Here is a 24,816-nt window from a genome sequence, read left to right as displayed (position 1 = left end):
CCCGATAGATAAATGATTTCCTATTATATTATAATGGGAAGTGGGGATGGAGGGGGAATTTTACGACAGAAAGCGTGAGGAACGTGGCGATTGGATTTCGACATCACCTGCAGCAACAATTGCATAGATTGGCGGTGAATGCAGGGCGGCCGTTTGTCAGCTGGACGGAACCGTGGGAGGGCGTTGATCCGGTTTCTTTTTTTATGCAAGGGCCGTCATGCGGCTTCCGCGAACGGTTTTTTTGGGCGGATCGAACCGGAGGCACGATATTGGTCGGCCTCGGCTCCGTTTATGCGATCGAAACGGAGAAGGCCGACAGCCGGTTTGATGACGTGGAAGCGGGCCGGCGCCGATGGGAGAAGGAGATGGAGCCATACGGCGCGGCCGATGCGCCGCCGTTATTGTTTGGCGGATTTTCGTTTGACCCCTATCGGCCGGGCACCGACATGTGGCGCGGCTTTCCGGCCGGGAAGCTCGTGGCGCCGGCCGCGCTTCTTGCCGTAAGAAACGGCAAAACGACGTTGACCGTCACCGTCCCAACGGACAAAAGAGGACGGGACTGGGAGCGGGTCGGGCGCTTGCTTGAGCGGATCAGCGGCCCTATGGCCGCTCCAAAGCAACTTCCGCGCCTTGTGTCAGACGAAGAAGAAGAGAAAGAACGATGGTTGGCGGCTGTTCGCGAAGCGATCGCCTCGATTCGGGTGGGGGCGTTGGACAAGGTGGTGCTCGCCCGCGCTCGGCGCCTGGCGTTTGCCAAAACGGTGGATGCCGCGGCCGTACTCCAGCGGCTTCGCGAGCAGCAGCCGTTTGCTTACATTTTTGCGTTTGAACAGGACGGCCGCTGTTTTATCGGGGCTTCCCCTGAGCAGCTTGTCCAAAAAGAAGGGAAAATGTGCCGGTCGGTTTGCCTCGCCGGATCGGTGCGCCGCGGGGCCGCTATGGAGGAAGACGAGCGGCTTGGCGCTTGGCTGCGGGCAGATCGAAAAAACAACGAAGAACATCAGTTTGTTGTGCAAATGATCGGCCGCTTGTTTTCTTCCGTCTGCGAGACGGTCGAGATGCCGCCCGCGCCGCAGCTGCTCAAGCTGCCGCACATCCAGCATTTATGCACTCCGGTTGTCGGCCGTGGCTGCCGCGAGCGCTCGGTGCTCCGCTTAGTGGAAATGATGCATCCGACACCCGCGCTCGGCGGAACGCCGCGCGATCGGGCGCTGGAGGTGATCCGCGCCCTTGAGCCGCTTGACCGCGGATGGTATGCAGCGCCGATCGGCTGGGTGGATGGCGAAGGCAATGGGGAATGGGCGGTCGCCATTCGCTCCGCCTTGCTCGCCGGGAAGGAAGCCGTGCTGTTTGCCGGTTGCGGCATTGTCGCCGATTCCGACCCAAACAGCGAATATGAAGAGACAAATGTGAAAATGGCTCCGATGTTATCGGCGTTGGGAGTGATGAACGATGGCTGATGCCTTGTCTGTTTATGTAGCGGCATTGGTGGACGGATTGGCGCAGGCCGGGGTGACGGAGGCGGTGATCAGCCCCGGTTCGCGCTCGACGCCGCTTGCGATGGCGATGACGGCCCACCCTGGCCTTCGACTATATATGAATATCGATGAGCGGTCGGCCGCGTTTTTCGCCCTCGGCTTGGCGAAAGCGAAGCAGCGTCCGGTCGCGCTCGTATGCACGTCCGGAACGGCGGCGGCCAACTATGGGCCTGCGGTTGTCGAGGCATACTATTCGCGCGTGCCGCTCGTGGTGCTGACGGCCGACCGGCCGCATGAACTGCGCGATGTCGGGGCGCCGCAGGCGATTGATCAGCTGCACTTATACGGACGCTACGCCAAGTGGTTTGTGGACTTGGCGCTGCCGGAAGAGGCGGATGATATGCTGCGATACGCGCGGACGATGGCGGCAAGAGCCGTCCAAACGGCCGCCGGTGCACCGTGCGGGCCTGTGCATGTGAACGCGCCGTTTCGCGAGCCGCTTGTCCCGCATATCGATGAGGCGGTTTGGGAGCGGGTGCGGTCCGTTTCGAGAGCGCCGCAAGTATGGCGCGGCCGCCCAGCGCTGCCGCAAGAGAGCGTATCGGCGCTGTATGAGCAGCTATCGGCGGCGGAACGCGGGTTGATCGTCTGCGGGCCGCTCGATCGCCCTGGGTTTGCCGAGGCGGTCACCGAGTTGGCGCGGGCGCTTGATTTTCCGATTTTGGCCGATCCGCTTTCCCAGTTGCGCGCCGGTACGCATGACAAAACGTACGTGCTGGACAGCTATGACGCCATATTGCGGGAGGAAACCGCCGCTTCCAAGCTTGTTCCGGATGTGGTGCTTCGGTTCGGCGCCATGCCGGTGTCGAAGCCGCTCTTTTTATGGCTCAAGCGCCATCGCGCGATTCGTCAAATTGTTGTCGACGACGGCGGCTGGCGTGATCCGACGTTGTCCGCGGACAGCTTCGTTCAGAGTGATGAATGGATTCTTTGCCGCCAGCTTCTTGAATGGGCGAAACCGAAAGAAAACAAAAGCGCGTGGTCGGCGATATGGCGCGAGATGAACGCGATCGCCCGCGCGGCGCTTGAGCGCCATCTGCCGAAAGAAGAATGGTTTGAAGGGAACGTGTTCACGGAGCTTGCCGATTTGCTTCCAGCCGGGGCGGCGCTGTTTGTCGGCAACAGCATGCCGATTCGCGATGCGGATACGTTTCTCTTTGCGACGGACAAGCCGCTTCGCGTTTTGGCCAACCGCGGCGCCAACGGCATTGACGGAGTCGTCTCGAGCGCCTTGGGCGCAAGCGTTGCCGCGAACCCGCTTGTGCTGGTGATCGGCGACTTGTCGTTTTACCACGATTTAAATGGCTTGTTGGCGGCGAAGATGCATTCGTTGTCAGCTACCATTGTGTTGTTGAACAACAACGGCGGCGGCATTTTCTCGTTTTTGCCGCAGGCGCGCCATAAAGGGGCGTTTGAAACGCTGTTTGGCACGCCGACGGATTTGTCGTTTGCCCACGCCGTCGAGATGTACGGCGGCCGCCATACGGTGCCGCACAATTGGGCGGAGTTCCGCCGCCATGTATCGGAATCGCTGTCGTCAGGCGGGCTTCATGTCATTGAAGTGCGCACGTCGCGCGCGGAAAATGTCCGAATGCATCGATTGTTGTGGAACGAGGTTGCCCGGGAAATCGCGAAATGTCTCGAATGAAGAGGATTGGCATGACCATGATGGTGAATGGGGTTTGTTACCATGCGGAACAATACGGAGAAGGAGAGCCGCTTCTGTTGCTTCACGGGTTTACGGGCAGCGCGGACACGTGGCGGCCGCTCGCCCCGTTTTGGCCGGACTTCCGTGTGATGGCCGTCGACTTGTTGGGCCATGGGCGGACCGAGGCGCCAAAGGACGCCCGACGGTATCGGATCGAACACGCGGCGGCTGACTTGGCGGCGCTCCTTGACGAATGGGGCGTCGAACAAGTGAACGTGCTCGGCTACTCGATGGGCGGCCGGCTCGCGTTGGCGTTCGCCGTTTGGCATCCGCACCGCGTTCGCCGCTTAGTGCTGGAAAGCAGTTCGCCCGGCTTGAAGACAGAGGAGGAGCGGCGCGCGCGGCGGGAAGCGGATGAGGCGTTGGCGCGAAAGATCGAAACGGAAGGCGTCCGTGCTTTTGTCGATGATTGGGAAAAAATCCCGCTGTTTGCCACTCAGCAGGCGCTTCCGGATTCGGTGCGGGCGGCGATTCGCCGCGAGCGGCTCCGCCATACGGCAACGGGGCTTGCCAACAGTTTGCGCGGGATGGGGACCGGCGTGCAGCCGTCGTTTTGGGAGCGGCTTGGCGAACTTGCCATGCCTGTGCTCCTTGTTTGCGGGGAGCACGATGAGAAGTTTTGCCGCATCGCTGCCCAAATGCACGAGCGGCTGCCCAACAGCGAAATTATCTGTGTAAAAGAAGCTGGACATGCAATTCACGTGGAACAGCCCGGCATTTTTGCTAAAATAGTAAGTGAATTCATGACAAAGGGGGAAGTGTAAATGCCGTTTGAATGGGTGAAGCAGTACGACTATGAGGACATTATTTACGAAACGTACAACGGCATCGCCAAAATTACGATCAACCGTCCGGAAGTACATAACGCGTTTCGGCCGAAAACGGTGAACGAGATGATCGATGCGTTTACGAAAGCGCGCGATGATTCGAATATCGGCGTCATCATTTTGACCGGCGCCGGCGGCAAGGCGTTTTGCTCGGGCGGGGACCAAAAAGTGCGCGGCCATGGCGGCTATGTCGGCGAGGATGAAATTCCGCGCCTCAATGTGCTTGATTTGCAGCGGCTCATCCGCGTCATTCCGAAGCCGGTTATTGCGATGGTTGCCGGCTACGCCATCGGCGGCGGGCATGTGCTTCATGTCGTATGCGATTTGACGATCGCCGCGGACAACGCCATCTTCGGCCAAACCGGGCCGAAAGTGGGAAGCTTTGACGGCGGCTATGGCGCCGGCTATTTGGCCCGCATCGTCGGCCATAAAAAGGCGCGGGAAATTTGGTATTTATGCCGTCAGTACACGGCGCAAGAAGCGCTCGAAATGGGGCTGGTCAACAAAGTCGTGCCGCTTGAGCAGCTTGAAGAAGAAACGGTCAAATGGGCGCAGGAAATTTTGGAAAAAAGCCCGACGGCCATTCGCTTCTTAAAAGCGGCGTTCAACGCCGACTCCGATGGCTTGGCCGGCATCCAGCAGCTCGCCGGCGACGCGACGCTTCTCTTCTACACGACCGAAGAGGCGAAGGAAGGCATGCGGGCGTTCAAAGAAAAACGGAAGCCGGACTTCAGCCAATTCCCGCGCTTTCCGTGATGGGAATAAAGCAGCTTGATGAAGAATCAAGCTGCTTTTTGCCGCTTTTTCAAAGCGAGGAATGATGGCCGATGGGCGAGAGCGGCAAGAAAGGAGGAACGCTAGATGACAACGATGCCAAACTGGCTGAAGCAGCGGGCGTTTTTAACCCCGGAGCGAATCGCCGTGAGCGACGGGCGGCGGACCAAAACGTTTGCCGAGCTGTATGAAGCGGCTGCCGTCTGGGCGCGGCGCCTCGCTCAAGCAGGCGTCAAGGAAGGAGATATTGTCGCCTTGCTGATGAAAAATCGCATCGAGATGATCGAGATCATCCATGCGTTGTTTTTTCTCGGCGCCCGCGTCCTGCTGCAAAACGTGCGCCTCACGTCCTATGAGCTCGGCTGGCAGCTTGACGACAGCGGCGCGCGGCTTGCCATCGCCGATGAGGAGCTGGCCGGGAGCCTTGACGGCGACGGACGCGTTCTGACTGTGGGCGCGGTTGCCGCGCTTCCGGAAGTGGACGTCTCCTTAAAAGAAACGTGCGATTTGGAGGAAGTCGCCACGATCATGTATACGTCCGGGACGACCGGCACTCCGAAAGGCGTCTTGCAAACGTACGGCAACCATTGGTGGAGCGCGGTCGGTTCGGCGCTCAATTTAGGCTTGCATGAGCGGGACTGCTGGCTGGCCGCCGTGCCGCTGTTTCATATCAGCGGCCTGTCGATCGCCATGCGCAGCGTCATTTACGGCATGCCGATGCGGCTGCAAACGTCATTCGACCCGAAGGAAGCGAACGAATGGATCATGCGCGGTGACGTGACGATCATGTCGGTCGTGGCTGCCATGCTTCAGCGGATGATATCGGAGCTGGGGGAAGCGCGCTACCCCGATACGTTCCGCTGCATGCTGCTAGGGGGCGGGCCGGCGCCGCGCCCGCTGCTTGAGGCGTGCAAAGAAAAAGGCATTCCGGTGTACCAGACATACGGGATGACGGAAACGGCGTCGCAAATCGCGACGCTCGCGCCGGAATACAGTTTGACGAAGCTCGGTTCAGCCGGCAAGCCGCTTTTTCCGGCGGAGCTTTGCATCCTAAAAGACGAAAAGCCGGCTGCGCCGCATGAAGCGGGAGAAATTGTCGTCAAAGGGCCGAATGTGACAAAAGGATACTTGCATCGCCCGGAAGCGACGGCGCAAGCGATCCGCGGCGGCTGGTTTTTTACCGGCGATATCGGCTATATTGATGAAGACGGATTTTTGTACGTCCTTGACCGCCGTTCTGACTTGATCATTTCCGGCGGCGAAAACGTCTATCCCGCTGAGGTGGAGGCGGTGCTGCTGTCGCATCCCGATGTGGAAGAAGCCGGGGTGACGGGCGTCGAGGATGAAACGTGGGGGCAAGTGCCGTATGCGTTCGTCCGCCTGAAGCGCGGAGCGTCGCCAGACGAAGCGGCCCTTCGCGCGTTTTGCCGCGAGCGGCTGGCGAAATATAAAGTGCCGGCCCGCATTTACTTCGTCGACGAACTGCCGCGCAACGCCGCGCAAAAACTGCTGCGCCGCGAACTGAAAAGGCTCATTCCAAAAACGGAACAAACATTTTGATAGGAGTAGAAACATATGTTCGGAAGCAGAAAAGGCAGGACCTCGCCTAGGCCGAGTTTCCTGCCTTTTTGCCGCTGCCATTCCTGCGGCGTTCCGACCGGGAGGCATGGCGTTCGCCGAATCGAAGCCCTTGCTTTTAGACCGCTGCGATCCAGCTTCATCCATCCGCTTTGTCCCCTGTTGGAGGACGGCAGTCAAACGTCATCCCTTGCACGGCCGATTTCCATCGCGCAGATGGAAACATAGGGATGGCCATCCAACGATGTTTTTTACTCCATCTGGCGTTGGTTTCGAAATGGACGGCCCTCAAACGTCATCCATCCACCCGAGTTCAGCGGCCCGATGGGCGACGAGCCGTTCAATCTCAGGTGGGAGCTGATCAAACGAACCGAACTCATAATCCCACAAACGGGCGAAGGAGTCGATGCAAGCTGGGTATGTTCCTAAAGCGGCCCGCTTCATTTCCGTTTGCAGCGCTTGAATGAGGCTGGCGCGTTTGTCCATCGTCATCCCCCTCCAACGTGCAAGCGCCGCCCGGTCGGTCGGGCAGCGCCTCGTTGGTCTCGCATTATGCTTCATGGGCCGGAACAAACGTTTTGCAGTCTGTTTCCGTGGAATCAGACGCCATGTTTCCGGCATGGCTGACCACGTAAATGGCTTCAGCGCTGCAGCGATTCCCTTCTGCCCAATAACGACAGTTGCGCACTTCGCAAAGAACATCTTTCGCCATGGTCATCCCCCTTGTCGTGATGAAATCGCCCGCATCTATAGTTTGACGCATTTGCAGGCATTTTATCCATCTCTAACCGAGAAGACTCCTGCTTGGGATCAACGGAGGCAGGGGCAATCGACAGCTTCCGTTGCGCCCGTTGCTTCACGCTGTCCCAAATGGAAAGAAGGGCTTCGTGCAGAAATGGTGTTTGCCTCGTGCCGCTGTTGAAGAGGACATCATGGCCTAAAAATAGATGAAAATCTTTCTTATTTTAATTGACATAGAAAATCATTCTCAATTAAAATAAAAGAGAAAAAAGAAGAGAACAAAGGAGGATTTTATGATGGCATCGCTTCTTGTCGTTGGAGCGGATCATTTAGGCCATATTACCGATAAATTGGAGCGTTCCGGATTCCGTGAGATCATTCATGTCAGCGGCAGAAAAGTGAATATGGTGAGGCGGGGCATCCCTGACCATGTTGATGCCGTATTGGTCATGATCGATTACGTGAACCATAATTTGGCGAAGAAAGTGAAAGAGAAGGCGAAAAGCAAAGACAAGCCTATTTATTTTGCGAAACGGTCATGGAGCTCGATCAACGCCGTGTTGGAGCAGCTGGAAAAACATGCATGAACAAACAGGAGGCGAGCCATGGTGCCTATCCATCACGAGACGTTGGATGTCTGGCCGTGTGCGCTGCGCCGGTTTCTTCGTCGCGTCATTCAAGCGTATTGCGACACCGCGCCTTCGCTGCGGTCTCCGCTTTGCTTGCTCCGGCTGATTGATCAGCACCGTTCGCTCCTTCCTTTGTCGATGTTTCCGACGCCGTTGCATTATGCACTAGTGTTGGCCAAGGTGACGGATCATTTGCTGCAGTTTTTTGGTTCGATGGAAGAGGCGGCGTGCAAGCCGCTATTGTTGGCGGACGGCGGATTGGGGGAAGAGGCGGATCGAGCGTTGTACATCGTTTACCGCGACCGGGTTCGTGTGCTGCTGTGGTGCGAGGAAGAGGAAGCCATTCGGCGATGCAAAGAAACGGCGTCGTCCTTATGCAGGGACGCGATCGGATGTTGCCCGAACGAACTGGAATGCTGCTTTTTATGGACGGGCGGACGCCGCGTTGAGTGGCTTTCGGCTTGAATGGAAGAACCACAGGCATGAAAAGCGCCGTTTTATAGGCAAAGCGTTGTCGAATCAATTTTGGCTTGAACAAAGAGGAAGGGACGGCGTATAATAAACGTTAGTGAGAATGAAAATCGTTATTTTAAAAATGGAGGAGCAAGCCATGAAACGCATGCCTTGGAAAGTCATGGCCACGTCGGCGGCGGCCTCGCTGCTTTTGGCGTCCGGCTGTTCCGCCGTCGGGGAGAAAGAGAACGGCCGTTCATCGGAAGCGCCGCGCCTGCACGTGCCGGTGGCGGACGATCATTTTGATACGGCCGGCAATATGTTTGCCTACTCGGAATTTGAACTTTCGGGCGAACCGCTCGCTGAAGGGCTCGGGCTTGATTTGGACACCCTTGACGCGAGAAAACCTGATAAACCGACGAAATTCGACTATACGGCTGGCATCGAGTCATACGAGTATTCCGAAGAGGCGATGTACGAAGTGACGGAAAAGTCAGGGCTGGGGCTTCATCTCATCAACGGCCCGATCGCGAAGCAGCGGGCCGAACAGCGGCATCAGCCAGCCGATCAGGCGCTCGCCGACCGTTTTTATGAGCTTGCGGACAGCGTCGGCTATCCGCGCGAGGAACTTTTCCGCAACATGTTCCCAACCTTCATCGAGTACGCCGGCGGCGATCCGCATTATGCACAAAAGGTTGACACGGGCGTGTATGCGGAAAATGATGACGGTACATATGTTCCCGTCTATCAAGTCGATTTCCAATCGCTTCGCTGGGATCGCGGAAAAATGGACAAAGTGCTCACGCCATCGGCTTACGGCGGCGTCTTTTTGAAGCAAGCGCTTTGGGCCGGCGACTTTTTGGGGAATTTTCATCAAAAAGACAGCGATGAAGAGGTGGAGGCGAAAACGCCAAACGACGATCAAAGCGGGAACATCGCTCTTGGCGTCAGCTCCGCCGACGGGATGCAAGGGATGATTTTGACGGAACAAATATGGAACAAGCTGGCTTTTATCCGTGACCATTTATTTTATGATGCGAAGCAACAGGCGTTGACGAAGGCAGCCGGCAGCCGCTACAACCCAAGCGGGGGATTCGTCTATTTGCCGCACGCGGTGGAAGTGGCTGAAGGGGGAAGCGAGCTGGCGCCGGATGCGGCGAAGTTGGTCGTCAAAGATCCCCGCAGCTTGCTTGAGGACCAATGGCTCATGCTATGGCCGGCGGCGGAGTTTTTCGGCATGACCGACCAGCGACCGGAAAACAAAAACCAAAACCCCGCGTTTTTGGCCGTGTTTGACGGAAAACCGTTCCCAAGCGCGCCAAAGGAAAACCTTGACGCGACGACGGCGAACGACCGCGTGGCCGACGACCCGTATTCCGTCAACCGCGACGTGCTGCTGCAAGTGTTTCGCAACATCGATGCCATGCATTTCAATGAAAAAGCGGGCGCGTTTGTGACCGAACATGACGGGCGAACGCAAGGAAATCGGGTCGATACGTTCCAAGCCGGCTATACAATGGAAGCGCTCCGCATCTTCGAACGGGCGATTGACGGGATGCCTGTCGGCTATGCGAGCGGAGAGAGCGCCAAAGGGCTCGGCACGCCGGAAGGAAAGCGGGCGCTCGAGCTCATCCGCCGGCAAGCGGATTTTATCATGCACAACTTGATGCGAAAAGACGGACTTGTCGAAAACGGCTATACGATCGGCCAAGGGCCGGATCAAGACGAGCCGACGCTTCTTGCCCAGCTTGGCGCGATCCGCGGGCTGACGGCGGCATTTTTGGCGACGAAAGACGAAGCATACCGCGATGCGGCGCGCCGTGTTTATGAGGCAATGAACAAACATTTTTGGGATCAAAAATGGCACGTGTACCATACGGGAGAAAAAGAGGACAAGTACACCCCGTGGCTCGCCGGCGCGTTGTCGGGGTGTTCCGCGTGGCCTTGCAAAACTTGAACAACGACCAAGCGGATGAGACGGCGAAATCCCTTGACCGCGAAACGATCATCTCCCGCTACGTCGACTTTTACGACCGAATCGTCGACGGCCCGACGCTTCAGGAAGGGATGCAGGCAAGCGAGTTTTGGGATACGGGGGATGTGTACATCAAGGGGAAAAAATTGGGCAACACCGATCATGACCATGTCCCACAAGTGCAGGCGGCCGGCGGCCCATACGGCGTGGCGCCGGTGTTGCGGACGGTCAAGGTCAACGTTGGATCCGCCAACAAATAACAGAAAGAAAGCGGCGAATACGATTGAGATTCGCCGCTTTTCTTTGTAAAATTGAGGATGGTTATCATTTTCGTGAAAAAACGGGGGAATATTGAAATGCGAAAATGGTGGTTCGCCGCGGCGATCGCCGCGCTGTTGGCCGGTTGTCAGGACGAAAAGGCATGGCATGAGCAGCCGAAAGTGGTCAGACATGCCCCGGCGCACGGCGACAACATCGCCGTAAGCAGCGACGGGCGCTATGTCTACACCGCCAACATCGATGTGGATACAGTGACAATCATCAACGCGAAAACGAAAACGAAGGAAGCGGAAATTCCCGTCGGCCGCGAACCGCGCCAGCTGGCGCTCAGCCCGGATGGACGGACACTGTATGTTTCCTGCATGTACGATGATGAAGTGGACGTCGTGTCGCTTGACAAGCGGAAAGTCGTCGACCGTTGGAAAACGGGGATCGAGCCGTTCGGCATCGTCACCAGTCCGGATGGGGCGGAAGTATATGTCGCCAACTACCGCTCGGGCACGGTCTCGGTGTTTGACGCCGAGAGCGGGAAGCGGACGAAAGACATCCAAGCGGGCGATCGGCCGCGGGCGCTGGCGCTGACAGCGGACGGAAGGAAGCTGTACGTGACGCAATATTTGGCGGCCAAAGTCACCGTGATTGACACAAAGAAACGGCGGGCGGTCAAGGAAATCGCCCTCGCCCCGTCGCCGGACAAAGCCGATCGAAAAAAGAGCCAAGGCGTTCCGAACACGCTTGAGCAAATCGTCATCGCCTCGGACGGCAAAAAAGCGTATATTCCGCACTTATTGACGAACATCGATACGCCGATCCAATTTGAGGAAACGGTCTTTCCGGCCATCTCGGTCATTGATGCAACGAAAGACGTTGAGTTGCCGGACGAGCGGAAAGAGCTGTTTGCCGCGATCAATGTCACGGATGTTCATAACGAGACGATCATCGTCTCCAATCCGTACGATGTGGCGTTTTCCCCGGACGGCGGCAAAGCGTACGCGGTCATGTCTGGAAGCGAGGACCTCGTCGTCTTTGACTTGCGACGCGGCGGCAAGGCGACGCAAATTTTGCGCCGCATCCACGGCAACAATCCGCGCGGGATCGCGATTTCGCCGGATGGGAAGACGCTTTACGTCCACAACGCCATGAGCCATGATTTGGCCGTGATCAAAACCGGAGGAAAAAGCCCATATGCGAAAGCGAAGCAGGAAGATGGCACGATCCGCCTCATTGCGAAAGATTCGCTCTCCCCGCTCGTGCGTGAAGGAAAAACGATCTTTTACAGCGCCAACAGCGACGAGTTTGCCATCAACATCACAGGGAACAATTGGATGAGCTGCGCTTCGTGCCATAGCGACGGCGACATCAACGGCTTGACGCTCATGACGGCGAAAGGGCCGCGCAACGTGCCGAGCAATATTTTGGCGACGAAAACCGGGCTGTTTATGTGGGATGGGTCGCGCGACGATTTTACCGACTACATTCATACCGTGCAAGGCGAGATGGGCGGCATGACGGCGATCGACCCGTCCAAGCCGCTGCCGCCGAACGTCCAGCATATGTTTGACGCCATTCTCGCCTACTTGAACGACCCGCGCTCGTTCCCCGTGCCGAAAAGCCCGTACCGGAACCGCAACGGCAGCTTGACGGCGGAAGCGAAGGAAGGGGAGCGCCTGTTTAACGGGAAAGGGAATTGCTTAAGCTGCCATGGGGCGAGTATTTCACCGACAGCGTCAAGGCGGTCGGACCGGACGGGAAATTGACGACTGCCAATACCGCCTACTTGCACGACATCGGCACGGCCAATCCGAAGGACCGCGCCTCCAAAGGCGACGCCCGCGCCCGGTTCACAAACCCGCGGACGCCCAAGCAGTGGGATACGCCGACGCTGCGCGGCGTATGGGCGACAGCCCCGTATTTGCATGACGGCAGCGCGAAAACGATCGAGGAAGCAATCCGGCGCCATCGGACGAAAGAAGTGCAAACATTGACGCCGGGAGAAATTGCGGCCATTGCGGCCTATGTCCGCTCGCTGCAATAGTGAGAGTGATGGGTGAGGAAAAGGGTGCTTTTCTTTCTGCAGGGCAGAAGATAGCACCGTCATAAAGGAAGGTGTCCCACGCGTGTTGGGGACACCTTTTTCCTTGTTATTTTGGCCGTACATAGCGCTTATCGTGCATAAACAAACGCCAGAAATAGACGAAGCCGGGAAACAAAATGAGAAAGCCCACGATGTAGGAGGCAAACAGCGCCCGGAATGTATCCGGATGGGTAAAGGCCGACTCGATCGTGACATCCGGATACACCATATAGGGCAGATGGGCTTTTCCATAGGCGTAACTAGCCAGAAAATATTGAATGACAATCGCGATGACCGCGAGCCGAGGCCTCCCTCTGACATGAGGGTGCCGAGAAGACGGCAAGAGAAGGGCGATGCCCGCGGCGGCGAACATCGCCACCGAACCGATCAGCCACGGCCAATACTCCATCATCCTGTCATACAGCCATTTGGCTTCGTAGCGCATCGTCAGCATCATGCCCCCCGCCATCAACAACGAGAGGGGCCCCGTGATCCAAGCGTCGCGCCGATACAGGCGGTAGGCTTCACGGTCTCCTGCTTCAAGAGAGTAATCCGCCAATAAGAGAGAAGACAGAAACAGCGTGCTCGAAATCGCAAAGCCCATGAAGGAATAGGCATGGGGGCTTGTAAAGAAGCGCTCCAAATCGAGAGTCGGGACGCCCTTGCGGATGTCGATGAATTCTCCATGCGTAATGGGCAGCACGCTAATGAGCAAGGCCGGGATGATGATCCCGGTGATGCCGGAAATATAGGTGAGCGCTTTTTCATATTCTTTGGCGACGTGGGCAAACACGAGAAAGGCGCTGCGGACCGCGAGCAAGATCAAAATGATGCTGCCGGGGACAAGAAGCACCGTCCCAAGCAGGAAGGCGGCGCCGGGAAAAAAACTGAACAAGGCGACCACAATCGCGACGATAAAGACATTGGTCACCTCCCAGGTGGGCGATAAATAGCGGTTCGCAATCTTGGTGGCATTCGCTTTTTCGCGATGGATATAGACCATCGACCAAAAACCGGCGCCAAAGTCCATCGTCGCCATGACGGCATAAATGAAAATAAACCCCCATAGCACGGTAATGGCAATCAGCTCATTGGTCATGAATCGTTCTCCTTTCTAGACGGGCAGCGTGCCTTCATTGGGCGGTTTGCGCAGCTCGTCCGCCACCGGATGGCGGCGGAAATAATAGCGAAGCACGAGCGCCACGGCGATGCTCAATAGGATGTAAATCGCCACAAACAAAGCAAACCAGACCGCTAAATTTCCTGTTTGCGTGACGGCTTCTTCCGTTTTCATCATCCGGTAAATGACCCATGGCTGCCTTCCGGTGCAGGCAAAAATCCAGCCGCATTCAATGCCGATCATGGAAAGCGGCCCGGCGGCGACAAAACTATATAGGAGCCAGCGCGGAAAGGCAGGCCGCTTCCGCCATTTCTGCCAGACCAGCGCGGCCGCCGACAGGAACAGGAGAAGCACGCCGATGCCCACCATGGCGTTAAATAGCGTATGGACAAACAGCGGCGGCCACCATTCTTTCGGAAAATCGTTCAGCCCTTTGACGACGGTGTCGAAACGGTTGCCGGCCAAAAAGCTGAGCGCCCACGGAATTTCAATGGCCCACTTTACGGATTGCGTTTTTGCATCGGTAAATCCGCCGATGGCTAACGGGGCATGGGATTGGGTTTCAAACAGCCCTTCGGCCGCCGCTAGTTTTTCCGGCTGGTATTGATGAAGGAGTTGGGCCGATTCATGCCCGTTGATGGCGGTCAACAGCGAGAATACGCCGCCGACCGTCAACGAGAGCTTGAGCGCTTTTTGGTGAAAACGCCGCACTTGCTCGTTTTGGGAGGCGCGCAACAGCTGGTAAGCGGCGATTGATGCCAACACAAAGGCTCCGGTCATATAGGCGGACAGGACGACATGTCCGGCCGTGACGAAAAAGCTTGGATTGAAAAAGGCCGCCCATGGGTCGACATCCACGATTTCGCCGTTTTCGATCCGAAATCCCGCCGGCGTGCCTTCAAAAGCGTGCACGTTGGTAATTAAAATGGCGGAAGCGCTGGCGCCAAGAGCGACAAAAAACACGCTCACAATCCGCATCAACGGAGAGATGCGGTCAGCGGCGTACACATAAATGGACATAAACAACGCTTCAATAAAAAAGGCGTAAATTTCAATTTGAAACGGGAGGGACATCACTTTTCCGATCACTTCCATAAAGCCCGGCCATAGGAGCGACAACTGCACCCCAGCGATGGTGCCTGACGGAATGGCCACTCCAAGCAATACGGCCAACCCCTTCGTCCAGCGTTTTGCCATGACGGCATAATCATAATCTTTTGTCTTTTGGTATAAAAGTTCCGCCAGCAAAATCATGATCGGGATTCCGACTCCAAGTGTGGCGAAAATGATATGAAACGCCATTGTCGTCCCGAATAAACTGCGGGCAATGATCACGTCATCCATTTCACAACATCCCTTTCTTTTTTCTTATGGTTTTCCATTTTTTCTTTGATTATTCCTTATTTTAGGGAAGGATGGTCTGGAAGGAAAACGAAACCGCCTGCCTCAATCGAAAGAGGCAGGCGGTTGTATTTCAATGAAGGGCTTTTTGCAGTACGCGGAGATTCTCGGCCATAAGGGAAAAGTAATCTTTGTGGGCTTTTCGATCTTCATCGGTCAGCGATTCCAAGTTATGCAGACGGAGCGGCTTGGCGCCGATTTCGTTCTGAATCACTTCCGCCGTTTTGGGATGAACATTTTGTTCGAAAATGACATAGCGGATGTGATGCTGTTTGGCTGTCTGGATGAGCTGAGTCAACTCTTTTTGCGATGGTTCGTTGCTCGGAGAAAGCCCCGAAACGCTCAGCTGTTTGATTCCGTAGCGGTCTTCCCAATATCCGTAGGCTTGATGGGAAACGAGTATCTCTTTTCTAGGAGCTTTCTCCACTGTTGAACGGAATTGCCCGTCAAGGCGCTCGAGTTTCATCTTTAACGTTTCAAAGTTTTGCATAAACAGGTCTTTTTTTTCCGGTTTCAGTTCAATCAGCAAATCGCGGATGTTCTTGGCGATCGCAATGGAGCGGATGGGGTCAAGCCATACGTGAGGATCTTTGTCTCCGTGTTCATGGCCATGTTCTTCCTCATGTTCGTCTTTTGATTTGTCGCCATGCTCATGGTTCGATTCCAGCAATTCGATGCCGTTTGTAGCAACGAGAAATCGGACGTGCTCATTTTGTAATGTTTCCTGCAGTTTTTCGGCGAACGGTTCCATCCCGTGGCCAATGTAAATGAAGGCGTCCGCATCGGCAATCTGCTGCACGGTTTTGGTTGTCGGTTCGAACGTATGGGCTTCCACTCCCGGCGGGTAAACGCTTTTGACGTTCACAGCGTCGCCGCCGATTTTTTTCGTAAAGTCTTCAAGCGGATAGACGGTTGTATAAATCGTTAGCTGATCGTTCGATGTTTGGCCCTCTTTTGTTTCTGGCTTCGATTGACAGCCGTATAGCAAGGCGCTCGTCGCCAAAAGGAAAGACAAAATGATGGACGTTAGTCTCATGTTGAACTCCTTTCTGGAATCAAGATGTCCGCATTTATTATATCGTAATCATTACGATTTACAAGATCGATCATACAAAAAAATAAAGCAAATGGCAAGGCCATTAAGTGATTTTGTTTCTTTTCGCATGTTCTGATGATTCAGGAACGGGATCAAAACCGCCCGGATGGAACGGGTGGCATTTCAAAATGCGCTTCGCCGTCAGCCATCCCCCTTTTATGGCGCCAAAGCGCCGGATCGCTTCGATGCCATAGTTCGAGCAGGTCGGATAAAAGCGGCATGTCGGCGGCTTGAGCGGAGAAAGGAAGCGTTGATAAAAGCGGATGCACCAAATCAGCCATTGGCCCATGCCCAGTTCTCCTTTCTGTGATCATCATGATTACAATAGAACAAACCTTTCTTTTGTTCAAGCAAAACGACTGTCGTTCGCTCGGAATGGGGGCGCTCGCCCAGACCTTGCTTTTTGGGCATAGACGCCAAGCGAGAGGCAAAAAAGATGCAGGACGTTCTTCGTTTTGGTTATGATAAAAAAGAGAATAAATAACTAGGAGTGATTGACATGCCTTCACCGGTGGAAAGCTTTGAATTGGACCATTGCGCGGTCAAAGCGCCGTACGTTCGGCATTGCGGCGTTCACAAAGTCGGCAGTGACGGCGTCGTCAATAAGTTTGACATTCGCTTTTGCCAGCCGAACAAAGAAGCGATGGACCCGGCCGCGATTCATACGCTCGAACATCTGTTGGCGTATACGCTGCGCCGACATGCGGCCAAATATGATCATTTCGATATTATCGACATCTCGCCTATGGGTTGCCAAACCGGGTTTTATCTTGTCGTGAGCGGCTCGCCGACCGTGGACGAGATCATTGATTTGTTGGAAGAAGCCATGAAGGACGCGCTCGCCGCGACGGAAGTGCCAGCCGCGACCGAGCGGCAATGCGGCCAAGCGAAGCTGCATGATCTAGAGGCGGCCAAACAGCTGATGCGCTTTTGGCTTTCGCAAGAGAAAGAAGAGTTGAAAAAGGTGTTTGGTTGATGAACAAGCCAGCCCCGCGCCGCTACTGCGGCTGCTTCGGGTCGGCTTGTTGTTCGCCGCCGTGTTCATTCGGGTGCGGATCGACCGTATGCTTGTAGGCATACGCTTTGGACGTCGTGACGACCGCCAGCACGAGAACGACAGCGGCGATGATGAGGCAAACGATCAAGGTCCAGTACATCATGACGCCCGCCTTTTTTCTTTTTATTATACCATATCTGGCAGAGCTGGCGTTCATATTTCCGGTGAAATCGGGCAAGCTATCCATCGACACGTTTTCCATGTTTCATCAACAAACCAGCTGGGTACAAGAACCATGAGGAGGAGTGAGAGGATGACAACTCGACTGATCGATCTTGTCAACAAGCAAATCGCCAACTGGACTGTGTTGTACGTGAAATTGCACAACTATCATTGGTATGTCACCGGGCCGCAGTTTTTCACGCTGCATGAAAAATTCGAAGAGCTGTACAACGAAGCCGCGGCCCACATTGACGCACTGGCCGAGCGGCTGTTGGCCTTGGGTGGCAAGCCTGTGGCGACGATGAAAGACTGCCTCAAGCAGGCGTCCGTCAAAGAAGCAGCCGGGACGGAAACGGCGGAGCAAATGGTCGCTTCGATTGTCGGCGACTTTGAAACGATGATCGGCGAATTGAAAGAAGGCATGCAGCTGGCGGATGAAGTGAACGATGAAACGACGGGGGATATGCTGCTTGGCATTCATCGCAGCTTAGAAAAACACGTCTGGATGTTGAAATCGTTCTTAGGACGATAAGAAGAGGAGGCTGTCCTCAGGCCGGGGACGGCCTTTTGCTTTGTCCTGTCTTTGTCGAAAAAGGGCGATTTTTTAGGGAATGCGCCGCGCCGCGTTCTCCCCTCCGGGCATACGATAGTTACGCGTATCCTATGTTCAAGGAGGGGGAGCGTGAACAAGCCGATCCCGATGGTTGCCGTGTCGCTGTTCGGTTCGTTTTTGTCGCTGTTTGTCGGCAGCGTGGACTCATTTGTCGTGATTTTGCTTGCTTTGGTCATTGTCGACTACCTCACCGGCATCGCCGCCAGCGCGGTTGAAGGCAAGCTATCAAGTCAAGTCGGCTTTCGCGGCATCATCCGCAAACTGTTGATTTTCATTCTGGTGGCGGCATCGCATCTCGTCGATTTGGCCATTGGATGGAACATGCATGTCATCCGCGATGCGATCATTTTTTTCTATATCGCCAATGAGTTTATCTCGATTGTGGAAAACGCCGGCCGGGCGGGCGTTCCGATCCCGTCCGTGCTGCGCAAGGCGATCGAGCTGTTGAAAGATGAAATAAAATGAGCATAGTTTTCCCCGATTGCCCCACACTAAGCAAAAAGAGCAAAAGAAGGAGTGGATGAAGGTGGCAGATGAACAAAAAAAGACGTATTACGTCTCAATGGCGCACGGGGAAATTTCCCAGTTGAAAACGGCATCGCCGTGGGACTTTCAAATTGAGGCGACCGACGAGGAAATCGCACGCCTGCGCGAGTATTTTGACCAAAACTACTCCACCGACTGGCAGGCGTTTTGGCGCACCCATGTGCCGTACATCCAATACCACTATGATCGGGAAAACGATGCGTACGACCGGACGATGGTCGACATTTACAAAATGATTTATGAGCTCGGCAACGACGAAGCGAAAGCGCACATCCGCTCGATGGGCATTCTCCCGGACGAAAAAGAAGAGTAAACGCCGCGAGTCGAGCGGCGTTTTTCTGTATAATGGGGAGAGGAAAGGGGAGAGTCCGATGCATGAATTTCGCGATTATTACGGACATCGCGTTCGGCTGGCCTTTGCGGATCATCCGTTTTCCCCCTCCCCCGGGCATGTATGGGTCATTTGCCGCTATGGCGGGCGATGGCTGTTGACGGATCATCCGCGCCGCGGCCTTGAGTTTCCCGGCGGCAAGGTGGAAGAAGGGGAAACAGCGGCGGAAGCCGCGGCCCGCGAAGTGATGGAAGAAACGGGGGGAATCGTCGGCCGGCTCGAATACATCGGCCAATATAAAGTGGAGCCGGATATCGTGAAAAACATTTATTTTGCCGACATCACTGCGCTCGTCGAGCGGGGGTCGTATTTGGAAACGAACGGCCCGGTGCTGCTTGAGGCGCTGCCGGATGACATCCGCACGGATGAACGGTTCAGCTATATCATGAAAGACGATGTCCTTTCGCTTTCGCTTGCCGAGTTGAAACAGCGCGGACTGATCAGCCGAGGGGAAAGAAGCGGAGAGCGGTGATGATTTTAGACGGCTTTTGTTGGTCATCCGGTTCCATGAAGGAAGAAGCCAAGGGGGATGGGCGGATGCCGGCCCGACGTCAGGAATGAAAAGAGACGCCCGTCGATCGTTTACGAACGTCTCTTAACGGCGGCTGCCCCATTTTTTCTCGACGATGGCAACAAGTTGGTACATAACAGTCGACAACAAAGCGACAATGAGCAGGCTCATCAATACAAGCGTGAAGTTGAACACTTGGAAGCCGTAAATGATTAAATACCCAAGCCCTTGTTTCGAGACGAGAAACTCGCCGGTGATGACGCCGACCCAAGCGAGGCCGACGTTCACTTTCAACGTCGAAATGATCGCCGGGAACGACGCCGGCAGCACCGCCTCTTGAAAGCATTGGCAGCGGGTGGCGCCGAACGTTCGCAATACTTTCAAATAGTTCGGATCGACCTCTTGGAACGCCGAATAGACGACAATCGTCGTGATGATGATGGAAATGACGACGCCCATGGCGATGATGGACGTAAATCCTGGTCCGAGAGCGACGATCAAAATCGGCCCGAGGGCGACTTTTGGCATGGCGTTGAAGACGACCAAATACGGATCGAGCGTTTTCGCTAAGCGCGGAAACCACCAAAGGACCGCGCCGATGAGCGCTCCGCCGACGGTGCCGATGAAAAACCCGAGCAACGTTTCAAACAATGTCGCCCATGTGTGGACAAACAGCGAATGATCGCTGAGTTTTTCGATAAACAGCCTGATGATGGCCGACGGTGAGCTGAACAAGAGCGGATCGACCCAATGAAAGCGGCTCGCCGCTTCCCAGACGGCGAAAAAGGCGACAAGCAGCGCCGCCTGCCAAAGGCGGATCACCCGCCGTTCTTTGCGCAACGCGGCGAGGTACTCACGGTGCAGCGACTGGATGCGGTCAGGAGCTTGATTCAAGGGCCTCCATCTCCTTCCAAATGGATTGGAACAATGGCGAAAACGCCGGATGCTGGCGGGCGGCAAGCGGCGGGCGGCCGCGCAGTTCATCCGGGATGACAAACGTCCGCACAAGGCGCCCAGGGCGCGGTGAAAACAAGAAAATGCGATCGCTCATGGCGATGGCTTCTTCGATGTCATGGGTGACGAGCACCGCTGTTTTTTCGTATTGTTTTAACGTCTTCCAAACGAGTTCTTCCAGTTTCAGCTTTGTTTGTTGATCGAGGGCGGAAAACGGTTCATCAAGCAAAAGCAGCTTCGGGTCGGTCGCTAACGTGCGCACGAGCGCCGCACGCTGGCGCATGCCGCCGGACAGCTGGCTCGGGTAATACGACTCGACGCCGGCTAGGCCGATCTCCGCCAGCAGAGCGAGCGCCCGTTCTTTGGTTTGAGCAGTTAGCGTTCTAGTCATTTTTAAGCCGAGAAGGATGTTTTCCTCGATCGTTTTCCAAGGGAATAGGTAGTCTTGCTGAAGCATGTAGCCGACCGCACGCCGCGCCGTTTGGGCGTCCGATCCGCCCGACCAGAGCGGTTCGTCTTCTATGAGCACCGCCCCTTCCGTTGGTTCGATCAATCCGGCGATGATCGAAAGCAGCGTCGTTTTGCCGCAGCCGCTAGGGCCGAGAAAGGAGACGAACTCCCCTTTCTCGACGGACAGCGACACATCATCGAGTGCAGTGACAGCGGTCGTTTTTGTCAAATACGTGTGCGAGAGGCGGTCGATGACAAGAAACATTTCGTTCACCCGCTTTCGTCACTTGTTCATCGCGCTTTTGGCAAACGACGAATCAACAAGCGTGTCAACGTGGATGCGCTTCGGCAGCTCGCCGGCTTCGGCCATAATGTCTTGCAAGTGGTTCCATTCTTCTTCATCCAAAATCGGGTCGGTCGCGTACGTGCTTTGGCTTTTGTACCGGTCGACGACTTTTTCGATCAAAGCCAAATCGGTGTCTTTGAAATACGGCTGAATAGCTTTCGCGATCTCGGCGGCGCTGTGCGAGTCGACCCATTGCTGCGCTTTGTAAATCGCGCGTGTAAATTTTTCGATCACGTCTTTGTTTTCGTTCATGTAGCTTCGTTTCGCCATATACGACGTGTACGGCACGCGTCCGGACTCGGTGCCGAATGAAGCGACGATGTAGCCTTTTCCTTCTTGTTCAAAAATGCTCGCCGTCGGTTCAAACAGCTGGACGAAATCGCCCGTCCCGCTCGCAAAGGCGTTGGCGATGTTGGCGAAATCGACGTTTTGGATCAGCTTCAAATCTTGATGCGGGTCAATGCCGTGCTTTTTCAGCACAAACTCGCCGACCATTTGCGGCATGCCGCCTTTTCGTTGGCCGAGGAACGTGCTCCCTTTCAGCATCTCCCACGTAAAGTGGTCGATTTTTTTGCGGGAGACGAGAAACGTGCCGTCGGTTTGCGTGAGCTGCGCGAAATTGATGACCGGATCGTCTGACCCTTGTGCATACACATAAATGGATGTTTCCGAACCGACCAACGCGATGTCCGCGCCGCCAGACAGCAGCGTCGTCATCGTTTTGTCGCCGCCCCATGTCGTCGTCAGCTCGACATCGAGCCCTTCTTCCTTGAAGAACCCTTTCGCCAAGGCGACATACTGCGGCGCGTAAAAAATCGAACGCGTCACTTCGGCGAGGCGAACTTTTTCAAGCGGCTTTTCTCCTTGATCGGCGCCGTTGCTGCAGGCAGCGAGCGGCAAAAGGAGAAGAAGCGAACACAACCATGCGATCCATTTTTTCATGCGGCTTACCCCCTTTTCGTCCACGTGCGGTGAACATTGGTTTCACCTTATCGTATGCAGGAGGGAAAAATGTGTGAATGCCTAGAAAAAATAGGCGGTCGGCCGAGAACAGGTGGCGGTCGGGCCGTTCCTCGCGCTCGAGGGCTTTTTCAAGTTGATGCTCTTCCAAGGGCGGCATGCAAGAGCGGCAAGGCAGTCGGACATCCCCACTTGTCCTAATGAAAGAAGGCGTTGGGGGATGATGACGGGTGGTTCGCATCATCTGTTTTCGCATAGGAAGGAGGCAGGCGTATGGACGGGGACATCATCGACCAATACCTGTTTCCGTCGCCACATCCGGGAATCGATGTGTTCTTTGTCACCTATATGTCCCAAGGACTGAAGGTGAAAGGATTTTTAGCGGCGCCGAAACAAAATAAGGTGTATGACGGCTTCTTGTATTTGCGCGGCGGGATTAAAAATGTGGGGCAGGTGCGAGTGCCGCGCCTTGTCCAATTCGCTTCGCAAGGGTTTGTCGTCTTCGCTCCGCTTTACCGCGGCAATGGGGGCGGAGAAGGAAACGAAGATTTCGCCGGCGACGACCGTTATGACGCGCTCGCTGGGTTTTATCTCCTTCGCCGCCATCCGCTCGTCCATCCCGGGCGCGTTCACATGTTCGGCTTCTCCCGCGGCGGGGCGATGGCGCTCCATGCCGCCCTAATGGCCGAGGGGGTCTGTTCGGTGGCGGTCTGGGGCGGGGTGGCGGATCTGGAGCTTACGTATTGGGAGCGGCCTGACTTGCGGCGAATGATGAAGCGCGTCATCGGCGGGACGCCGAACAAATGCCCGGAGCGCTACCGGCATCGAACCCCGCTTTATTATCTCGAGCGGCTCCAAGCCCCGGTGCTCATCATCCACGGCGGGCGCGATGAGAACGTATCGATTGAGCACGCCTATCGGCTTGAGCGGCGGCTGAAGCAGCTCGGCAAACCGGTCACGGCTTGGTACTTCCCTGAGTTCACCCACTATTTTCCGCCGCCAGCCAATCGCGAGACGGTGCAAAGGCTCACGGAATGGATGAAACAACAGCTGACAATGTGATACGATACAACTAGAGGGGCGGCTGCGCGCGCCGCTCGGGTGGCGGCGCGGCCGCCAACGAATCGATGGGGTGCCAAGGAGGTTGGAATCATATGGGCATGCCGATGGAGCTGCAGACGGTCATTGTGACAAAAGGAAAGGAACAGCGCGTTCAAGGAAATGTGTTTGTGTTGGAAAAAGAAGGGTACCGTTTGTATCCGCTTGACGTACCGCTTGAAGTGCGCCGGACGGTGCAAAGCGAAGCGAGCGGCGTTGCGGTCGTGAGAAAGCTTGAGTGGAAAGACAGCCGGACGACGGTGACGTATGAGCTCGTCAGCCTGTATTCGACGAATTGAACGAGGCTGCACACCACGAAGCGGCTGAATGAGAGCTGAACGGGTTCATCGGACAGGAGCGCAAACGGAAGAACGGTTTGCGCTCTTGGCTCAAGTTTTTTCCGTCTATAGTTAACTTGTGGCGTCAGGCCGATTCAGACAAGCATAAAAATAGCCTTTGCTTGAGGACTTCCTGTGCGACGTTTGATCATACCATAAAAAAGTAGGGGGAGGAGAAGGAGTTTGGCCGCGGAGAGCGAATATCATACGATGAATTCGATGCCGCAAGGAGGGAAAACGTGGCGAAAAAGCGAATCGATCACGACCGGTTGTTCAAGGAGCTGCTGTCGACGTTTTTCGAAGACTTTTTGCTTCTTTTCTTTCCTGACGTGTACGAGCACATCGACGTCCATCATCTTTCCTTTCTCTCCGAAGAGCTGTTCACCGACGTGACAGCTGGGGAAAAGCACCGCGTCGACTTGTTGGTCGAAACAAAGGTAAGAGGGGAGGACGGGCTCGTCATCGTTCATGTCGAACATCAAAGCTATAAGCAGCGGACGTTCCCCGAGCGAATGTTCCTCTACTTCAGCCGCTTGTTTCAAAAACACCGCCGCCGCATCCTCCCGATCGCCATTTTCAGCTACGACGAACGCCACGACGAACCTTCCTCATTGATGATTCAATTTCCATTTTTGACGGTTCTTGACTTCCGCTTTCTGATGGTGGAACTGCGCAAACTGCCGTGGCGCGCGTACATCCGCCATGACAATCCCGTCGCCGCTGCCTTGTTAAGCAAAATGGGGTATAATGAAGAGGAGAAAGTCGACGTGAAAAAGGAATTTTTGCGCATGCTCGTCCGCCTTGAGCTCGATGAGGCGAAACAGCGGCTGTTGTTCGGTTTTTTTGAAACGTATTTGCGGTTGTCCGAAGCGGAGGAAATCCAACTGCGAAACGAGGTGAGCCAAATGGAGACGAAGGAAGCGAAACAAGTGATGGAGCTCATCATCTCATACGAACAGCGAGGAATCGAGAAAGGCATTCAACAAGGAGTCAAACAAGGAATCGAACAAGGGTTGAAACAAGGAATAAAGCAAGGGATGAAGCAAGGGATTGAACAGGGACGCCAAAAAGGGATCGAGGAAGGGAAAATCGACATCGCGAAGAAAATGTTGGCGAAAGGGTACGATGTCGACACGATCCACGAGCTGACCGGGTTGCCGGCGGAAAAGATTGAACAGCTGAAGAAGTAAACCCGCC

25 protein-coding genes and 2 pseudogenes are annotated in these 24,816 nt (G+C 55.5%); 17 read left to right on the top strand and 10 right to left on the bottom strand.

The annotated features are described in order from the left end of the window. Positions 1–83: 83 nt before the first annotated feature. The 5 genes from A0V43_RS12280 (at position 84) to A0V43_RS12260 (ending at position 6,407) form a co-directional block, all read left to right on the top strand. The gene (locus A0V43_RS12280; RefSeq protein ID WP_063193197.1) at positions 84–1,460 is read left to right on the top strand and encodes an isochorismate synthase; all 1,377 of its coding nucleotides are present in this window, start codon (positions 84–86) and stop codon (positions 1,458–1,460) included. Further along, positions 1,453–3,186 carry a 2-succinyl-5-enolpyruvyl-6-hydroxy-3-cyclohexene-1-carboxylic-acid synthase gene (gene menD / locus A0V43_RS12275; RefSeq protein ID WP_063193196.1) on the top strand — a complete coding sequence of 578 codons (1,734 nt, stop codon included), beginning with the start codon at positions 1,453–1,455 and terminating at the stop codon, positions 3,184–3,186. The genes A0V43_RS12280 and menD overlap by 8 nt, the downstream gene beginning before the upstream one ends. Positions 3,187–3,197: 11 nt before the next feature. After that, positions 3,198–4,010 (top strand): 2-succinyl-6-hydroxy-2,4-cyclohexadiene-1-carboxylate synthase, encoded by an 813-nt coding sequence (gene menH / locus A0V43_RS12270; RefSeq protein WP_063193195.1) that lies wholly within the window; start codon positions 3,198–3,200, stop codon positions 4,008–4,010. Next, on the top strand, positions 4,011–4,829 hold the full coding sequence (menB, locus tag A0V43_RS12265) for a 1,4-dihydroxy-2-naphthoyl-CoA synthase (protein ID WP_011232345.1): 819 nt from the start codon (positions 4,011–4,013) through the stop codon (positions 4,827–4,829). A gap of 105 nt (positions 4,830–4,934) precedes the next feature. Continuing rightward, positions 4,935–6,407 carry an o-succinylbenzoate--CoA ligase gene (locus A0V43_RS12260; protein WP_063193194.1) on the top strand — a complete coding sequence of 491 codons (1,473 nt, stop codon included), beginning with the start codon at positions 4,935–4,937 and terminating at the stop codon, positions 6,405–6,407. Positions 6,408–6,713: 306 nt separating this feature from the next. Here the strand turns inward: A0V43_RS12260 and A0V43_RS12255 are convergent, their stop codons facing one another. Together A0V43_RS12255 and A0V43_RS19170 are read right to left on the bottom strand one after the other, a co-directional pair. After that, the gene (locus A0V43_RS12255; protein WP_015731616.1) at positions 6,714–6,911 is read right to left on the bottom strand and encodes a hypothetical protein; all 198 of its coding nucleotides are present in this window, start codon (positions 6,909–6,911) and stop codon (positions 6,714–6,716) included. 64 nt (positions 6,912–6,975) lie between these two features. Beyond that, positions 6,976–7,137, bottom strand: a complete 162-nt coding sequence (locus A0V43_RS19170) for a DUF1540 domain-containing protein (RefSeq protein WP_015375674.1) — start codon at positions 7,135–7,137, stop codon at positions 6,976–6,978. 325 nt (positions 7,138–7,462) lie between these two features. On the opposite strand from A0V43_RS19170, the gene A0V43_RS12250 reads away from it, so the two are divergent. From A0V43_RS12250 to A0V43_RS12235, 4 genes and pseudogenes are all read left to right on the top strand, one after another. Continuing rightward, entirely contained in the window at positions 7,463–7,753 is a 291-nt protein-coding gene (locus A0V43_RS12250; protein WP_063193193.1) for a DUF2325 domain-containing protein, read from the top strand. Between the two features lie 18 nt (positions 7,754–7,771). Then, complete coding sequence (locus A0V43_RS12245; protein ID WP_015375672.1) at positions 7,772–8,260, top strand: hypothetical protein; 489 nt, start codon at positions 7,772–7,774, stop codon at positions 8,258–8,260. A gap of 145 nt (positions 8,261–8,405) precedes the next feature. Further along, a pseudogene (locus A0V43_RS12240) lies at positions 8,406–10,483 on the top strand (hypothetical protein). A 96-nt stretch (positions 10,484–10,579) separates the two neighbouring features. Continuing rightward, a pseudogene (locus A0V43_RS12235) lies at positions 10,580–12,537 on the top strand (beta-propeller fold lactonase family protein). A 106-nt stretch (positions 12,538–12,643) separates the two neighbouring features. Here the strand turns inward: A0V43_RS12235 and A0V43_RS12230 are convergent. From A0V43_RS12230 to yidD, 4 genes are all read right to left on the bottom strand, one after another. Beyond that, positions 12,644–13,675: a cytochrome d ubiquinol oxidase subunit II gene (locus tag A0V43_RS12230; RefSeq protein WP_053413947.1), complete on the bottom strand. Its 1,032-nt coding sequence runs from the start codon at positions 13,673–13,675 to the stop codon at positions 12,644–12,646. Between the two features lie 15 nt (positions 13,676–13,690). Beyond that, positions 13,691–15,040: a cytochrome ubiquinol oxidase subunit I gene (locus tag A0V43_RS12225; RefSeq protein WP_063193192.1), complete on the bottom strand. Its 1,350-nt coding sequence runs from the start codon at positions 15,038–15,040 to the stop codon at positions 13,691–13,693. 130 nt (positions 15,041–15,170) lie between these two features. After that, entirely contained in the window at positions 15,171–16,133 is a 963-nt protein-coding gene (locus tag A0V43_RS12220; RefSeq protein WP_063193191.1) for a metal ABC transporter substrate-binding protein, read from the bottom strand. Between the two features lie 103 nt (positions 16,134–16,236). Further along, positions 16,237–16,482, bottom strand: coding sequence for a membrane protein insertion efficiency factor YidD (yidD, locus tag A0V43_RS12215; RefSeq protein ID WP_011232336.1), 246 nt, complete (start codon positions 16,480–16,482; stop codon positions 16,237–16,239). 210 nt (positions 16,483–16,692) lie between these two features. On the opposite strand from yidD, the gene A0V43_RS12210 reads away from it, so the two are divergent. Continuing rightward, positions 16,693–17,169 carry an S-ribosylhomocysteine lyase gene (locus A0V43_RS12210; protein ID WP_011232335.1) on the top strand — a complete coding sequence of 159 codons (477 nt, stop codon included), beginning with the start codon at positions 16,693–16,695 and terminating at the stop codon, positions 17,167–17,169. Positions 17,170–17,191: 22 nt separating this feature from the next. On the opposite strand, the gene ytzI is transcribed toward A0V43_RS12210, so the two are convergent. Then, the gene (gene ytzI, locus A0V43_RS19165; protein WP_128578025.1) at positions 17,192–17,353 is read right to left on the bottom strand and encodes a YtzI protein; all 162 of its coding nucleotides are present in this window, start codon (positions 17,351–17,353) and stop codon (positions 17,192–17,194) included. A gap of 150 nt (positions 17,354–17,503) precedes the next feature. Here ytzI and A0V43_RS12205 point away from each other — a divergent pair, with 150 nt between their 5' ends. The 4 genes from A0V43_RS12205 to ytkD all read left to right on the top strand — a co-directional run bounded on the left by A0V43_RS12205 (position 17,504) and on the right by ytkD (position 19,434). Then, positions 17,504–17,944: a Dps family protein gene (locus A0V43_RS12205; protein WP_063193190.1), complete on the top strand. Its 441-nt coding sequence runs from the start codon at positions 17,504–17,506 to the stop codon at positions 17,942–17,944. Positions 17,945–18,094: 150 nt separating this feature from the next. Beyond that, complete coding sequence (locus A0V43_RS12200; protein ID WP_011232332.1) at positions 18,095–18,490, top strand: phage holin family protein; 396 nt, start codon at positions 18,095–18,097, stop codon at positions 18,488–18,490. Between the two features lie 61 nt (positions 18,491–18,551). Next, positions 18,552–18,884, top strand: coding sequence for a hypothetical protein (locus A0V43_RS12195; protein ID WP_041470577.1), 333 nt, complete (start codon positions 18,552–18,554; stop codon positions 18,882–18,884). Between the two features lie 58 nt (positions 18,885–18,942). Next, positions 18,943–19,434 (top strand): RNA deprotection pyrophosphohydrolase, encoded by a 492-nt coding sequence (gene ytkD / locus A0V43_RS12190; RefSeq protein ID WP_063193189.1) that lies wholly within the window; start codon positions 18,943–18,945, stop codon positions 19,432–19,434. 123 nt (positions 19,435–19,557) lie between these two features. Here the strand turns inward: ytkD and A0V43_RS12185 are convergent, their stop codons facing one another. Genes A0V43_RS12185 through A0V43_RS12175 form a run of 3 tightly spaced genes read right to left on the bottom strand, consistent with a single transcriptional unit; the run spans position 19,558 to position 22,165 of the window. Continuing rightward, complete coding sequence (locus A0V43_RS12185; RefSeq protein WP_063193188.1) at positions 19,558–20,367, bottom strand: ABC transporter permease; 810 nt, start codon at positions 20,365–20,367, stop codon at positions 19,558–19,560. Next, positions 20,351–21,142 carry an ABC transporter ATP-binding protein gene (locus tag A0V43_RS12180; protein WP_063193187.1) on the bottom strand — a complete coding sequence of 264 codons (792 nt, stop codon included), beginning with the start codon at positions 21,140–21,142 and terminating at the stop codon, positions 20,351–20,353. Before A0V43_RS12180 ends, A0V43_RS12185 begins: the two co-directional genes overlap by 17 nt. Before the next feature lie 18 nt (positions 21,143–21,160). Continuing rightward, complete coding sequence (locus tag A0V43_RS12175) at positions 21,161–22,165, bottom strand: ABC transporter substrate-binding protein (RefSeq protein ID WP_063193186.1); 1,005 nt, start codon at positions 22,163–22,165, stop codon at positions 21,161–21,163. 291 nt (positions 22,166–22,456) lie between these two features. On the opposite strand from A0V43_RS12175, the gene A0V43_RS12170 reads away from it, so the two are divergent. The 3 genes from A0V43_RS12170 to A0V43_RS12160 all read left to right on the top strand — a co-directional run bounded on the left by A0V43_RS12170 (position 22,457) and on the right by A0V43_RS12160 (position 24,809). Beyond that, entirely contained in the window at positions 22,457–23,245 is a 789-nt protein-coding gene (locus tag A0V43_RS12170) for an alpha/beta hydrolase family protein (RefSeq protein WP_063193185.1), read from the top strand. Between the two features lie 92 nt (positions 23,246–23,337). After that, positions 23,338–23,580 (top strand): DUF2584 domain-containing protein, encoded by a 243-nt coding sequence (locus A0V43_RS12165; RefSeq protein WP_015375661.1) that lies wholly within the window; start codon positions 23,338–23,340, stop codon positions 23,578–23,580. A 278-nt stretch (positions 23,581–23,858) separates the two neighbouring features. Then, complete coding sequence (locus tag A0V43_RS12160) at positions 23,859–24,809, top strand: Rpn family recombination-promoting nuclease/putative transposase (protein WP_063193184.1); 951 nt, start codon at positions 23,859–23,861, stop codon at positions 24,807–24,809. Positions 24,810–24,816: the final 7 nt, after the last annotated feature.

Origin of the sequence: Geobacillus sp. JS12 (assembly GCF_001592395.1) — a bacterium.
GTDB lineage: Bacteria > Bacillota > Bacilli > Bacillales > Anoxybacillaceae > Geobacillus > Geobacillus zalihae.
Note: the sequence above shows the minus strand (reverse complement) of the source record. Positions and strands in the feature narration are given on the sequence as shown.